Origin of the sequence: Stenotrophomonas chelatiphaga (assembly GCF_032054965.1) — a bacterium.
Lineage (GTDB): Bacteria > Pseudomonadota > Gammaproteobacteria > Xanthomonadales > Xanthomonadaceae > Stenotrophomonas > Stenotrophomonas chelatiphaga.
Map to the genome: position 1 here is coordinate 195,585 of NZ_DAMBRS010000003.1, position 14,189 is coordinate 209,773.

10 protein-coding genes are annotated in these 14,189 nt (G+C 68.0%); 7 read left to right on the forward strand and 3 right to left on the reverse strand.

Translation table 11 applies throughout. The features are described from left to right. Positions 1-370 precede the first annotated feature (370 nt). The 4 genes from RTX79_RS07075 to hemF all read left to right on the forward strand — a co-directional run bounded on the left by RTX79_RS07075 (position 371) and on the right by hemF (position 5,682). The gene (locus RTX79_RS07075) at positions 371-2,740 is read left to right on the forward strand and encodes a S9 family peptidase (protein ID WP_312682940.1); all 2,370 of its coding nucleotides are present in this window, start codon (positions 371-373) and stop codon (positions 2,738-2,740) included. A 69-nt stretch (positions 2,741-2,809) separates the two neighbouring features. Beyond that, the gene (locus RTX79_RS07080) at positions 2,810-3,373 is read left to right on the forward strand and encodes a hypothetical protein (protein WP_312682941.1); all 564 of its coding nucleotides are present in this window, start codon (positions 2,810-2,812) and stop codon (positions 3,371-3,373) included. Positions 3,374-3,410: 37 nt separating this feature from the next. Then, positions 3,411-4,694: a hypothetical protein gene (locus RTX79_RS07085; protein WP_312682942.1), complete on the forward strand. Its 1,284-nt coding sequence runs from the start codon at positions 3,411-3,413 to the stop codon at positions 4,692-4,694. Positions 4,695-4,785: 91 nt separating this feature from the next. Next, positions 4,786-5,682 (forward strand): oxygen-dependent coproporphyrinogen oxidase, encoded by an 897-nt coding sequence (gene hemF / locus RTX79_RS07090; RefSeq protein WP_309682374.1) that lies wholly within the window; start codon positions 4,786-4,788, stop codon positions 5,680-5,682. Positions 5,683-5,972: 290 nt separating this feature from the next. Here hemF and polA read toward each other — a convergent pair whose 3' ends face one another. Beyond that, positions 5,973-8,750 carry a DNA polymerase I gene (gene polA, locus RTX79_RS07095; protein WP_312682944.1) on the reverse strand — a complete coding sequence of 926 codons (2,778 nt, stop codon included), beginning with the start codon at positions 8,748-8,750 and terminating at the stop codon, positions 5,973-5,975. Positions 8,751-8,837: 87 nt separating this feature from the next. Between polA and RTX79_RS07100 the strand changes: the two genes are divergently transcribed. Beyond that, positions 8,838-9,134, forward strand: coding sequence for a DUF2782 domain-containing protein (locus RTX79_RS07100; RefSeq protein WP_428695968.1), 297 nt, complete (start codon positions 8,838-8,840; stop codon positions 9,132-9,134). A 16-nt stretch (positions 9,135-9,150) separates the two neighbouring features. Further along, on the forward strand, positions 9,151-9,393 hold the full coding sequence (locus tag RTX79_RS07105; RefSeq protein ID WP_309682368.1) for a hypothetical protein: 243 nt from the start codon (positions 9,151-9,153) through the stop codon (positions 9,391-9,393). A gap of 118 nt (positions 9,394-9,511) precedes the next feature. Here RTX79_RS07105 and RTX79_RS07110 read toward each other — a convergent pair whose 3' ends face one another. Continuing rightward, positions 9,512-9,958: a universal stress protein gene (locus RTX79_RS07110; RefSeq protein WP_123700078.1), complete on the reverse strand. Its 447-nt coding sequence runs from the start codon at positions 9,956-9,958 to the stop codon at positions 9,512-9,514. A 129-nt stretch (positions 9,959-10,087) separates the two neighbouring features. On the opposite strand from RTX79_RS07110, the gene RTX79_RS07115 reads away from it, so the two are divergent. After that, a complete protein-coding gene (locus RTX79_RS07115; RefSeq protein ID WP_312682947.1) occupies positions 10,088-10,801 on the forward strand; it encodes a ThuA domain-containing protein in 714 nt (237 codons plus the stop codon). A gap of 15 nt (positions 10,802-10,816) precedes the next feature. Here RTX79_RS07115 and RTX79_RS07120 read toward each other — a convergent pair whose 3' ends face one another. Next, on the reverse strand, positions 10,817-13,927 hold the full coding sequence (locus tag RTX79_RS07120; protein WP_312682948.1) for a hypothetical protein: 3,111 nt from the start codon (positions 13,925-13,927) through the stop codon (positions 10,817-10,819). Between the last annotated feature and the right edge of the window lie 262 nt (positions 13,928-14,189).

Below are 14,189 nucleotides of genomic sequence, written 5' to 3' on the forward strand. Positions count from 1 at the left end.
ACCGGATGCCGCCCTGCTTCACTTTGTCGCAGCGATGCTGGCAACGGCAGCAGCAGCTGCTGCAGGGCTGCGTGTTGGCGGGGCAGGAGAAACCCCTGCTTTTTTCTTTTCCTGCGTGGCTGGCGGCCACCGCCATCTGTCCGGGGGCCGATCGGGGTGGCTATGCGGGGCCTTGAGCGGCAGGAGCCGCGAAGAGCTACATGGACGTATTCACGCGTGCCCCGCATAGGTACCCCGACCGGCCCAGCCACCGCTGGAAGATCCCCAAGCCGCCAGCAGCCGCACACCCTTCCATGACCTGTGGGCCAGCCCCTGCCGGGGAGGGGCTGCTACCCTTGGCCGGTTTTCTCCTTCACGGTGCGTCCCGTCCATGTCCCGAGTGCTGCCGCTGTCCCTGTTGTTGTCCGCCCTGCTGGCCGCTCCGGCCGTACAGGCCGCGCCGACCCCGATCACCATCGAACAGGCCATGGCCGACCCGGACTGGATCGGGCCGCCGGTGGAACGCGCCTGGTGGTCCTGGAACAGCCAGCAGGTCGAGTACCAGCTCAAGCGCAAGGGCAGCCCGGTGCGCGACACGTTCCGCCAGCCGCTCAGCGGGGGCGTCGCCGCCCAGGTGGCCGACGACCAGCGCGGCAGCCTGGACGTGGCCAATCCGGTGTATGACAGCAGCCGCAGCCGCATGGCCTTCGCCCGCAACGGCGATGTGTTCGTGCGCGACCTGCGCAGTGGCGCACTGACCCAGCTCACCCGTGGCAATGAACGCTCCAGCGGCATCAACTTCGCCACCGACGGCGGCGTGATCTGGCGCAACGGACAGAACTGGTTCCACTGGACCGCCGCCAGCGGCGTCGCCCAGGTGGCCAGCCTGAAGGCCGAGAAGAATCCGTCCGACGCGCCCAAGGCCGATACCCTGCGCGAGCAGCAGCTGCGCACGCTGGAAACCCTGCGCCGCGACCGCGAACAGCGCGAGGCGCTGAAGGAGCAGGACCAGCGCTGGCGCGAGACCGACCCGACCCGCGCGCCGGGTCCGGTGTTCCTCGGCGCCGATGTGGAGATCGTCGACAGCGTGCTGTCGCCCGATGGCGTGCACCTGGTGGTGGTGACCAAGCCGAAGGGCTTCGAAGAAGGTCGCACCAGCAAGATGCCGCTGTACGTGACCGAATCCGGTTACGAAGAAACCGAAGACACCCGCACCCGCGTCGGCCGCAATGACCCGGAACCGCACACCTTCTGGCTGGTCGATGCACGCACCGGCAAGGCCGACAAGGTGTCGCTGGACGCGCTGCCCGGCATCGGCACCGATCCGCTGGCCAGCCTGCGCAGACAGGCCGGCAAGGACGCGCTGAAGGGCAACCGCCCGCTGGAACTGATGAGCGACTTCATGGGCGGCGGCATCCGCTGGAGCGCCGATGGCCAGCAGGCCGCGATCATGCTGCGCGCCAACGACAACAAGGACCGCTGGATCGTCAGCGTGGCCGCGGCCGATGGCCGCCTGCAGAACCGCCACCGCCTTACCGACCAGGCCTGGATCAACTGGGGCTTCAATGATTACGGCTGGATGGCCGACGGCCGCACGCTGTGGCTGCTGTCCGAGGAATCCGGCTTCTCGCACCTGTACACCCAGGCCGGTGCCGGCAAGCCGCAGGCGCTGACCAGCGGCAAGTGGGAGACCTCCGCGCCGGCGCTGTCGGCCGATGGCAAGGGCTTCTATTTCCTGTGCAACCAGCAGGCCCCGCACGACTATGAAGTGTGCAGCGTCGACGTGGCCAGCCGCCAGGTGCGCGAGCTGACCGCCCTCAACGGCGTTGAGGATTTCAGCGTGTCTCCGGATGGCCAGCAGCTGCTGGTGCGCTACTCCGGCGCCTACCTGCCGGCCCAGCTGGCCGTGGTGCCGGCGACCGGCGGCCAGGCGCGCGTGCTGACCGATACCCGCAGCGCCGAATTCAAGGCGCGCGAGTGGATCCAGCCGAAGCTGGTGGCGGTGCCGTCCAAGCACGGTGCCGGCGTGGTCTGGGCCAAGTACTACGAGCCGGAGAACAAGGAACCCGGCAAAAAGTATCCGATCGTGATGTTCGTGCACGGTGCCGGCTACCTGCAGAACGTGCACCAGCGCTACCCGGCCTATTTCCGCGAACAGATGTTCCACAACCTGCTGGTGCAGCAGGGCTACATCGTGCTGGACATGGACTACCGCGGCAGCGAGGGCTACGGCCGCGACTGGCGTACCGCGATCTACCGCAACATGGGCCACCCGGAGCTGGAAGACTACAAGGACGGCCTGGACTGGCTCGCCGAAACCCAGCAGGGCGACCGTGACCGCGCCGGCATCTACGGCGGTTCCTACGGCGGCTTCATGACCTTCATGGCGCTGTTCCGTTCGCCGGGCACGTTCAAGGCCGGCGCCGCACTGCGTCCGGTGGTGGACTGGCACAACTACAACCACGCCTACACCGCCAACATCCTCAACACGCCGGACATCGACCCGGAGGCGTACCGCGTTTCCTCGCCCATCGAGTACGCGCAGAACCTGCAGGACCACCTGATGATCGGCCACGGCATGATGGACGACAACGTGTTCTTCCAGGATTCGGTCAACCTGACCCAGCGCCTGATCGAACTGCACAAGGACAACTGGACCATCGCGCCCTACCCGCTGGAACGCCATGGCTACACCCGTGCCGATTCCTGGCTGGACCAGTACAAGCGCATCCTCAAGCTGTTCAACGAAAACGTGAAATAACCAACGGGGTCGTGCCGGTTGCGATCGGCACGACCCGGCTGGCGTCGTCTCCCCCTGCAAGGACACCGGATGTCACAGCTGCCCCCCACCCTGGCCACGCCGCGCCATGGCACACCAGCGCGCACGGATTTCGTGCGCCCGATCGCGTTGACCACCCTGCTGGTCTGCGTGGCCATGATCGCGTGGTTCCTGCTGCAGGCGCTGGTGGCCTGGCCGATCGCCGCCAGCCAACCGTGGCAGATGCTGGTCGCGCTGGCCGAGGAAAGCGAGTGGCCGTCCAGCCTGCGCTGGATGCTGGCCCACCCGGTGGCCACCAGCCTGCTGCTGGCCGCGGTCTGCGTGCCGTCACTGGTCTCCAGCTGGGGCCTGTACAAGGGCACCCGCTGGGGGCTGCTGAGCTTTGTCTGGCTGCTGGTGATCACCGGCATCGCCAACATCGGCGTGGCATGGTGGATGGATCGCATTGCCGCGGTGTTGATCGGCAAACTCGGCGAGGCCGATGTGGTCGAGGCACTGAATGCCCAGCGCATCCTGTTCACCGCCACCGTGCTCGGCAGTTGCGTGCTGTTCGCGGTGCTGCAGGGCTGGCTGGCGTGGCGCCTGATGCGCCCGGACATCCGTTCGCGTTACTGACCTCCCCTCTTTCTTCTTTTTTTCCCCCGGAGTCTGCATGTCAGTGATGACGCTGCCGCTACGCGCGATCGCCGCGCTTTTCCTCCTGTCCGCTGCTGCCGTGGCCAATGCGCAGGACTGTGCCGTCTACGATGAAGCCACCTGTGGCAACCAGCTGTACAGCGCCGATGCAACGCGCCTGCAGCAGTGGTGCGAACAGGGCACCGGCGTGGCCTGCAGCGGCCTGCTGCGCGAATGGGTCAGCGAGGCGCGCCAGGCCGACACCCGCGCCCCGAATGACGACCCGGACCTGCAGGAACCGGCGGTGTGCAAGGAAGCCGACCCCGCCTATGACGAGCAGGCCTGCGAGGTAGCGGCCAAGGCGGCGCTGTCCAAGGCGATGGGCATGGCGCTGACCGGGGTGTTCGACCAGCGTGAGATCGTGCTGCCGGCAGGCCGGCTGGCGTCCCTGCAGTCGTTGTGCGTGGACCATCCGGACGGCGATTTCTGCCGCGAGGTGGCCGAGGAACAGTGGAAGGCCGGCGCCTTCGTGCAGGCCGTGGCGGCGTTGCAGCTCAGCTGCCACAGCGGCGACGAGCGCGCCTGCGAGCTGCATGCGCCGTTGCAGGCGCTCGGCAGCGCGGCACGGCCGCAGCCGGCCACCGCCCTGCCCTGCGGCGAGTACCGCAGTGACGGCGGGCTGCTGGACACGCTGGACTTCGCTGACGGCGGCCTGGTGGGACTGGGCATGGGCGCGCAGGCGCGCGCGCGGCTGGAAGACGGTGAGATCCGGCTGCGCCACGACAAGGGCGGGGACTTCGTGTTCCAGGCCCTGCCCGGCGATAAGCTGGTCGGCATGGACGAGTGGACCCGGATGCGCGTCTTCCAGCGCAGCGGGGGTCCGGCGCAGTGCACCGCGCCGGTGGTCTTCAACGTCGTGCCGCTGCCGCGTGACTGCCCGCAGGCCGGCAGCGCCGACGGGGCTGCCGCCTGCTGCAAGGCCGGCAGCCTGCAGGGCTGCAACACGCTGGGCAACCAGCAGGCGCTGTCCGGTGAGTGGGTACAGGCCGCCGGCAGCTACCTGCAGGTGTGCCGCGCCGGCGTGCGCGAAGGCTGCGAGAACCTGGCCAGTGCGCAGGAAAACAGCGCCGACGTGGACGCGCGGGCGCAGCTGCAGCAGCTGTGCGAGGCCGACCGCAGCGGCCGCCACGTGGCCTGCGACGTGGTGGCCACCCGTAACTGGACGCTGATGGAGCTGGGGCGGGCGCTGCAGGACGCCGCCGAGGGGAGCAGCAAGGACGACGCACCGGCCGCCCCGCGCACCGGCAACCACAAGCGCTGAGGTCCTTCTGCCAGCCGCTGGCGCCGCGCCGTGCCCGGCGAACGCGCGGCGCGACCTGCCGTGGGCCGCGGGCACCGGCTAAACTGCACGCATGAACGAGTTCGACCGCGTCCGCGCTTACCTCACCGACCTGCAGGACCGCATCTGCGCCGCCATCGAAGGCGTCGACGGCCAGGCCCGCTTCCAGGAAGACCTGTGGCAGCGCGCCGAAGGCGGCGGCGGCCGCACCCGCATCCTGCGCGACGGCGCCGTGTTCGAGCAGGCAGGCATCGGCTTTTCCGACGTGGCCGGCAGCCGCCTGCCCCCTTCGGCTTCGGCCAACCGGCCGGAGCTGGCGGGCGCCTCGTGGCGCGCCACCGGCGTATCACTGGTGTTCCACCCGCTCAATCCGCGGGTACCCACCACCCACGCCAACGTGCGCTTCTTCCAGGCCGAACGGGAGGGACAGGTGGTGGCCCGCTGGTTCGGCGGTGGCTTCGACCTGACCCCGTTCTATCCGTTCGACGAAGACGTGCAGCACTGGCACCAGACCGCGCATGACCTGTGCGCGCCGTTCGGCCCCGAGCGCTACCCGGCGCACAAGCGCTGGTGCGACGAGTACTTCTTCCTGCGCCACCGCAACGAGACGCGCGGCGTGGGCGGGTTGTTCTTCGATGATCTGCATGGCGATTTCGAGCGCGACTTCGACTACCTGCGCGCGGTCGGCGATGGCTTCCTGGACGCCTACCTGCCGATCGTGGCGCGGCGCAAGGACGACCCGTACGGCGATGCCGAGCGCGAGTTCCAACTGTACCGGCGCGGCCGCTACGTGGAGTTCAACCTGGTCTACGACCGCGGCACCCTGTTCGGCCTGCAGAGCGGGGGCCGCAGCGAAAGCATCCTGATGAGCCTGCCGCCTCGCGTGCGCTGGGAATACGGCTTCCAGCCCGAACCCGGCAGCGCCGAAGCACGGCTGGCCGACTACCTGGTACCGCGCGACTGGCTGTAACGGCGACGCCTTGCCGACGCCGCAAATAAAAAGCCCCGCTGACCAGGGGGAGGTCAACGGGGCCGGGGAACGGGCGCTTGGGGAGGAGCCCCCGTTCCGAGATCTTCTCCAGGGGATGGGAGAGATCCACAACAGGCGTTGCGCCTGTTGGAGCCTATGGAAGCACTTCGAACATTGATGAATCGTGAAGGCGGCCCATTTAGCCGACCACCCTCACCAGAATATTCATCATTTAGTCAGCTAAATCGGTCCCATTAACCCATTCAGCGTCATAAAGCGCTGGATACGACTCAATGGGCTTCGTCCCAGTTCTGGCCGTGCCCGGTATCGACCACCAGCGGCACCTTCAACTGTGCCGCTTGCGACATATGAAGGACCACCGCGGTACGCAGTTCGTCGATGAAACCGGCCTCGCACTCGAACACCAGTTCATCGTGCACCTGCAGGATCATCCGTGCCGGCGCCGCGGACGCCTGCAGCCAGCGATCCACGTCCACCATCGCCCGCTTGATGATGTCGGCCGCGGTGCCCTGCATCGGCGCATTGATGGCCGCCCGCTCGGCGCCGGCACGCAGGCCCTGGTTGCGCGCGTTGATGTCGTTCAGATACAGGCGCCGGCCGAACAGGGTTTCCACGTAGCCCTGTTCGCGCGCCTGCTGGCGCATGCGGTCCATGAAATCACGCACCCCCGGATACCGGCTGAAATACAGCGCGACGTAATCCTGCGCCTGGCCGCGGTCGATGCCCAGGTTGCGTGCCAGGCCGAACGCACTCATGCCGTACATCAGGCCGAAGTTGATCGCCTTGGCGGCGCGACGTTCGTTGCTGGTCACCTCGTCCAGGCGGCGCCCGAACACTTCGGCGGCGGTGGCGCGGTGCACGTCCGCACCCTGTTCGAAGGCGCGTACCAGGCCCGGGTCTTCGGACAGGTGGGCCATGATCCGCAGTTCGATCTGCGAGTAATCGGCGGCCAGCAGCAGCTTGCCCTCCGGTGCCACGAAGGCACGACGGATGCGGCGGCCGTCCTCGGTGCGGATCGGGATGTTCTGCAGGTTCGGATCGGACGATGACAGCCGCCCGGTGGCCGCGCCGGACTGGTGATAGCTGGTGTGCACCCGGCCGGTATCGGCGTTGACCATCTCCGGCAGCTTGTCGGTGTAGGTACTGCGCAGCTTGGCCAGCCCACGGTAGTCAAGGATCACCCGCGGCAGCTCGTGCTGTTCGGCAATGGCCTCCAGCGCTTCTTCGTTGGTGCTCGGCTGGCCCTTCGGCGTCTTCACCAGGGCGGGCAGCTTGAGTTCGTCGAACAACACCGCCTGCAGCTGCTTGGGCGAATCCAGGTTGAAGCTGCGCCCGGCCAGTTCAGTGGCCTTCTGCTGCGCGGCCAGCATGCGCGTGGACAGGTCCTGGCTCTGGCGGCGCAGTTCGGCCACGTCCACCTGCACGCCGTTGGCTTCGATGCTGGCCAGCACCGGCACCAGCGGCATTTCGATTTCCCGGTACACCTGGTCCAGCGACGGCAGCGCCAGCAACTGCGGCGCCAGCGCGCGGTGCAGCCGCAGGGTCACATCGGCATCTTCGGCGGCGTAGCGGCTGGCCTCGTCGATGCCCACCTGGGAGAACGAGATCTGCTTGGCGCCCTTGCCGGCGACGTCCTCGAACTTGATCGTGGTGTAGCCGAGGTAGCGCTGCGCCAGCGAATCCATGTCATGCCGCGTGGCCGTGGAATTGAGCACGAAGCTTTCCAGCATGGTGTCGTCGTGGTAACCGCGCACGTCGATGCCGTGCCGGCGCAGCACGTGCAGGTCGTACTTGCCGTGCTGGCCGAGCTTCTTCTTCGCCGGGTCTTCCAGCACCGGGCGCAGCGCATCCAGCACCTGCTGCATCGGCAGCTGGGCCGGCGCGCCGGGGTAATCGTGGTTGATCGGGATGTAGGCGGCCTTGCCCGGCTCCACCGCCAGGCTGATGCCCACCAGCCGCGCCCGCATGGCATCCAGCGCATCGGTTTCGGTATCGAAACTGACCAGGTCCGCGTGTTGCAGCCGCTCGACCCAGGCCTGCAGCTGGGCCGGCTCGAGGACCGTCTCGTACTCGCCCGGCAACGACAGCGACGGGTCCAGGTCAGCCACCGGCGCCGTGTCGCTGCCACCGCGGGCGAAGCCGGCGGCGGTGCCGCGCAGGCTCGGCGCTGCCTCGCTCGCCACGCTCGGCGCCAGCCCGGCGCTGCCTTCCAGCTCCTTCAATGCCTGGGTGAAGCCATACCGCGCGTACAGTTCGCGCAGTTCCTCGACGTTGCGCTCGCGCAGCGGCAGGTCCTGCGGGCCGGCCTCCAGCGCCACGTCGGTACGGATGGTCACCAGCTCGCGGTTCAGCGGCAACCGCTCCAGCGCCGCGCGCAGGTTCTCGCCGATCTTGCCTTTCATGCCCGGCGCGGCGGCGATCACCCCGTCCAGGTGCTGGTACTCGCCCAGCCACTTGGCGGCGGTCTTGGGGCCGCATTTCTCGACACCGGGCACGTTGTCCACGGCATCGCCCATCAACGCCAGCAGGTCGACGATCTGGTCGGCGCGCACGCCGAATTTTTCCATCACCGCAGCGTCCGAATCCATCCGGCTGCCGGTCATGGTGTTGACCAGTTCGATCCCCGGCCGCACCAGCTGGGCGAAGTCCTTGTCCCCGGTGGAGATGGTCACGCTGAGGTCGCGCGCCACGCCCTGCAGGGCCAGCGTACCGATCACATCGTCGGCCTCCACGCCGGAGATGCGCAGGATGCTGATGCCGAGCGCTTCGACGATGCGGCACATCGGTTCGACCTGGCTGCGCAGCTCGTCCGGCATCGGCGGGCGGTTGGCCTTGTACTGTTCGTACAGGTCGTCGCGGAAGGTCTTGCCCGGCGCATCGACCACGAATGCCACGTAGGCCGGGCGCTCCTTCAGCGTTGCGCGCAGCATGTTGACCACGCCGAACAACGCACCGGTCGGTTCACCCTGCGGATTGGACAGCGGCGGCAGCGCGTGGAACGCGCGATACAGGTAACTGGACCCGTCGATAAGGACTAATCTGCTCATGCGACGATTCTACGCGCCCCGCGCCTGCGCGTCGGTCACGCCGGCTGGGGCATAATCCCCTGCACACCCGGCCAAGGACTCCTGACCATGAAACCCATGATGCTCGCCGCGCCGCTGCTGCTGGCCCTGCTGCTGGCCGGCTGCGCGACCTCCGGTGGCGCCGGTGCACCGCCGGTCGACGTGGCCGGTGCCGACATCGCCAAGCGCACGCTGGACAACGGCGACGTGCTGGAGGAGTACCGGGTGGCGGGCCAGCTGCGCATGGTCAAGGTGACCCCGCTGCGCGGTGCCCCCTATTTCATCTACGACCAGAACGGCGATGGCCGCATGGACAATTCCAAGGATGGCGTGTCACCGGTGTACTGGAAGCTCTACAGCTGGTGATGCACGTTCTTTCGAAATGAGCAACGTGGAACGCCGCAACCTGCCGATCGACCAGGCCGCCCTTCGCCACGGGCTGACCGCCGAACAGCTGTCCGCCGTGCAGACCCTGGAACATTTCGGCTGGCAGCTGCGCTTCGTGCGGCGGCCGCTGTTCCGCGATCCGATCCCGGTGCTGTTCGACCGCAGCGGCGAACGCTACGTAGTGCTGCAGGCCGATGGCAGCCTGGACGAATCGCAGACCCTGAAGCTGCGCGACTGAACGTGGCGCGGGCGCCAGGCCCGGAAGAAAAACGGCGCCGGCCGCTTCCTGCGACCGACGCCGGGTCCCCTCCCCAGGGAACGCTGTGCCCGCTGGCGCCGACCCCGGTCGGCCGGCGTCAGCGGATGACCAGCACCGGGATGCTGCTGCGGGCCAGGACTTCGGCGGTCTGGCTGCCGAGCAGCACGCGGGTCATCCCGCGCCGGCCATGCGAGGTCATCACGATCAGGTCCGAGCTGCGCTCGCCGGCCACGTCGATCACGCCGTCGGCGGCATAGCGGTCCAGCACGTGCACGCCGTTGGCCCGCACGCCCTGCGCCTGCGCGGTGGCCAGTGCGGGCTGCAGGATCTTCTGCGCCGTCTCTTCGCGGTCGGCCTTGTATTCCGGGCTGTTCATGTAGCCCACGCTCCAGCCCATGGCGTCGTACATGCCGACGGCCCAAGGCTCGGATACGGTCACGATATCGACCTCCGCGTCCAGGTCCTTGGCCAGCTCCAGGCCCTTCATCAGGCCTTTTTCCGCCAGTTCCGATCCGTCGGTGGCAATCAGGATGCGCTTGTACATGGCCGGGCTCCTCGGTGGTCTGCCGTGTTGGAACGCGAGCATTACACACCCGCCGTGCAGGCCATGCCTTGAGCAGGATCAATGCAGTGCAGCATGGCCCGACGCGCGGTGCGTGGCAGAATCCGCCGCATGCGTACCCTCCTCTGCTGTTGCATGGCCCTGTTCCTGCTGCCCTGGCCGGCCGTTGCCGACGACGCGATCCTGGTCTTCACCCGCACGGCCAAATTCCGCCACGACTCCATTCCGGTGGCCGTGGATACGCTGCGGTCACTGGCGTCCGAGCAGGGCCTGCGGGTGGTGCACGGCGAAGACAGCGCGGTCTTCACCGGCGAGGGACTGGCGGCGTATCGCGCCGTGGTGTTCGCCAATACCACCGGCGATGTGCTGGATGAGGCCCAGCAGGCGGCCTTCAAGGATTACATCGAAGGCGGCGGCGGGTTCCTCGGCCTGCATTCGGCGGCCGATACCGAATACGACTGGCCGTTCTACGGCGAGCTGGTCGGCGCCTGGTTCCACAAGCATCCACCGGGCCTGCAGACCGCCAAGGTAACCCTGCACGGCGGCGGCCACGATGGCCGCCAATGGTCGATCACCGACGAGATATACAACTACCGGCGCAACCCGCGACCCTGGGTGCAGGTGCTGGCGACGGTGGATGAGGCCAGCTACCCGGGCGGCACCATGGGCGCTGACCATCCCATTACCTGGTGCCGGCGGATGGGCCGCGGACGCAGCTGGTACACCGGTTTCGGCCACGATGCGGCGGCCTACGCCGATCCCCAGGTGCGCGCGCTGCTGCGGCGCGGGCTGGCCTATGCGGTGGGCACAAGCCCGCACTGCTGACGGAGCACCGGCGGATCATCGGGTCGTGCTGCCGGATGCTCCGCTGCGGGGATCCACGTACTGCCGGGTGCGTTGACGACCGGGACTGGAGCGAGCGGCTGCCGCTGCGCCTGGAGCGTCCGCCCTGAGCGCATCCAGGCGCGCCTGCAGCGGTGCATTCAGGCGATCATTCCTGAGCGCGGCGGCACGCTGCTCTATCTGCCCTTGCGTCTTCCGGGAAGACGAGGACGTCGCACCGGGTGGGGTCGGCGCGCGCAGCATGGCCAGGCGCGTCTGCACCTCATTCTTGAACTGGCTGCTGTGGACGATCGCATCGCGCGCGTCACGTGCCGATGCGTCCTTGGCTGCTTTTTCCTCTGCACGGCGCTTTGACTCGCTACGCGCGGTGGACTGGGCCTGCGCAGTGGCCTGTGAGGAGGCGGCGAGAGCCGCGGCGTGGGTGGCTTTCGCAGCAGCGCGGGTGGATGCGCGCTGGGCGGATTCACCGGCCCTGCTGCGCGCCTGCTGTTCGGCCTTGGCCCGCGCCTGTGCCTGCGCGTCCAGTTGCGCCTGCTCGGTCGCATGCGCGGCGGCCAGCTCGACTGCCGTGGTGGCGGCCTGCTGCTGGGCGCGCTGCTGGATGCCGCCTGCATCCAGCACCGGTTCGTCGCACCCGGCCGCAGCGCGGACCATGCTGCTGATGCCCATCCTGATCTCGTCGGCACACTGCTCGAGCAGCTGCCGCCTTTCGGCCAACAACATGCCTGGCTGCGCCAGCACCGCGTCCGTGTAGCGCTGCTCAGCGGCCTGGACAAGCGCATCGGCCTCCGGTTTGCGCAGCTTCTTCATCTGTTCGCGATAATCGCCCAGCGCGCCGCGCTGGAGGTCGTCGAGCATCCTGGGGGGTACCGGCGTGCCAGACGGAAGCCGATGCTTGGCGAGGGCGTCCTTCCAGGCGCTTTCCACGCTGCCCTGGACAAGCGCGTGCAGTGCCTCGTCCTCGACATGGCTGGTCAACTTCATGCGCAGGTTCCCGCGCATCACAGGCAGCTCCAGTTCGATCATGCGGCGGGTACCGTAGGCACCGTCCACCTGTTGCACGAGCTCACGCAGCGGCAGCGCGGCCCGCTGTCGTGCGCGCGCATCGACCCGCAGCGGATCGTCGCCGCGCCGCGGCTCATAGGACACCTTCTTCACCGCCCAGCTGCGCCACGACCTCAAGCGGATGTACTCCGCGTTGCCCGGCAACAGCTCGGCCTGTTGCAGGCGCTGGTCCCAGGCGGTGGATGCGCCGGATGCCGCCAGCGCGGCGTAATAGTTGGGGAAACCCTTCACCTTTGCCGTCAGCAGGCCCTCACGCAGCATGGCCGGCGTGATCTCCGCCGATTTGGCCATCAGGGTCTCCAACAGGTCGATGAATGCCATCCCGAGCGCGGGGTCGCGATGCGCATGCGCGCCGACGTTGGGCGGATAGGCGGCTCCGTCGAACGGTTCCAGCAGGCAATGCGTGACCTGCGCGGCAGCGAGATGACCCGAATCCACCAGGCGGTTCACCAGCAACAGCCAATCGCGGTTTGCCTCGAAGCTTGCGCGCCCCAGGGCATCCGAGCCCGGCCCCAGTTCCAGGTCCATCAACAGCTGCCCGAACACCGATGAGGACAACAGCTCTTCGGCGATCGCGCGGATGTCCGCCTCCGCATTGATGTCCAGCGCGGCCGCCAGCCTTCGGTTGCAGTCATGCAGCCGCTGCAGGGTCCTGATCCGTGCCGTGGTGGCGTTGGGATCGCGCGCCCTTGCATCGCCCATGATGGCGGCGATGTCGCCGTCCAGCAGCATCTGATGCCTGGCCTGCAGTGCATCGGCATGTTCCTGCTGGAGGGCAGGATCGGCATCACCCCCCAGCGCAGCACCGATGCCGTCCAGCATCTGCTGCCGCACCTGGGCGGCCCGCTCGGGGTCGGCGTTGATCCAGTCACGGATCTGTGCCGGCGCGTACTGGGCCAGCAGTACCAGACGGCGCTGCACCAGGATGCCGGCCATCGTTGCGGCGTCCGGCCAGCGCCCCGCCGGCGCGCCGGCGGGTACCTGCCATCCTGCGCCGATCACCGCATGCACGGTGGCTGCAGGAACCAACGCGAGGCGGTAGCCCATTTCCGCCATTGCATCGGCAATGGCCGGGTCGGGCACGCCAGGCGTGCGCATCAGGTCGGCAACGCTGTCCGACTGGAAGCCGTAGGGCCAGCCCAGCGTGTCGTGCAGCCCACCGGGATCTTCGCCCATCGCATCGAACTCCGCCGCATTTTCAAGGAAGGCATCGGGAATGGGAAACAGCGATGCGGGACGTTGCAGCAGCGCGATATCGCCACTGGCCTGCTTGGGCAACATCAGCCTGCGCGCGTCCAGCGTGGCGAATCCAAGTGGCCCGCACGAGCCGAAATCGACGGTCATCGCCAACGGTTGTCCGTCACGCTCGGCGTAGCCGAAATTCTCCATCCGGAAGTTCAGGTGGTCCCAGTTTCCGAGCCATCGCGAGGCGATGAAATGCCGGACCTGGTCGCTGCGTTGTGCGGTCGGCAGCAAGCGATTCATCGCCTCCAGCGCATCGAATCGTCGTCTGTCGGCGACGGCGTGCTCGGCCTGCAGTCCCGGATCCTGCAGCTGCCAGAAATGCTCGGCCCCGGCGCGCTGCAGAACCGCATCGCAGTCGGAAACCGCCGCTGCATGGTCGCTGCGCAGCTGCGCGTAACGCATCCTGGCGCCTTCATCACCTGCGGCGGCCAATGCTTCGGCGGCCGGCGTATCAAGATAGCGGCCAAGGTCCTTGAAGGTGGGTTCAAGCCGCGAAGCAAAGCGCTGGCTGCCGCCCGGCACCGAAGGGTCGGCTGCCACCACGCGGGTGTCCGGCGCGACCAGACCGGTGAGCTGGAACACACGGGACAGGCTGGCCTCCATCGCGCTGAGCCCGCTGTCGCCGGTTTCTTTGACCCTCCAGTCTGCGCCGTCGAGGGTGACCAGCGCTGCGGGACGGCTGCCGGCGCCGATCCATCGGCGCACGGGTGCCGCGCATTCCTCTTCGGCTGCAGCATCGGGATTGGATATGCGGACGATCTGGTCGATGCCCTGCACCGCCTCCCCCGGGGCGTTCAAGGCGCGCAGCGTCGTCGTCTGCCGCAGCGCGTAGACGGACGCGGTGGCAGGCGGGGAGTGGTCCGCCGATACGCGCCGCGGCCCTGTTGGCGCAGGCGGAAGGCATCCGCGCACCGGGCCGGTGTTGCTGACCTGCGGGCTGCCGATGCCTGATCCTGCGACGCGGTCCTGCAGGGGATCGGAGTGATGCCGCCCGCGAATCCCCGCAGGCGTTGTCTGCGACGAGGGGCCAACAGCAGGCATGCGCGTTCCTTCATTGAAC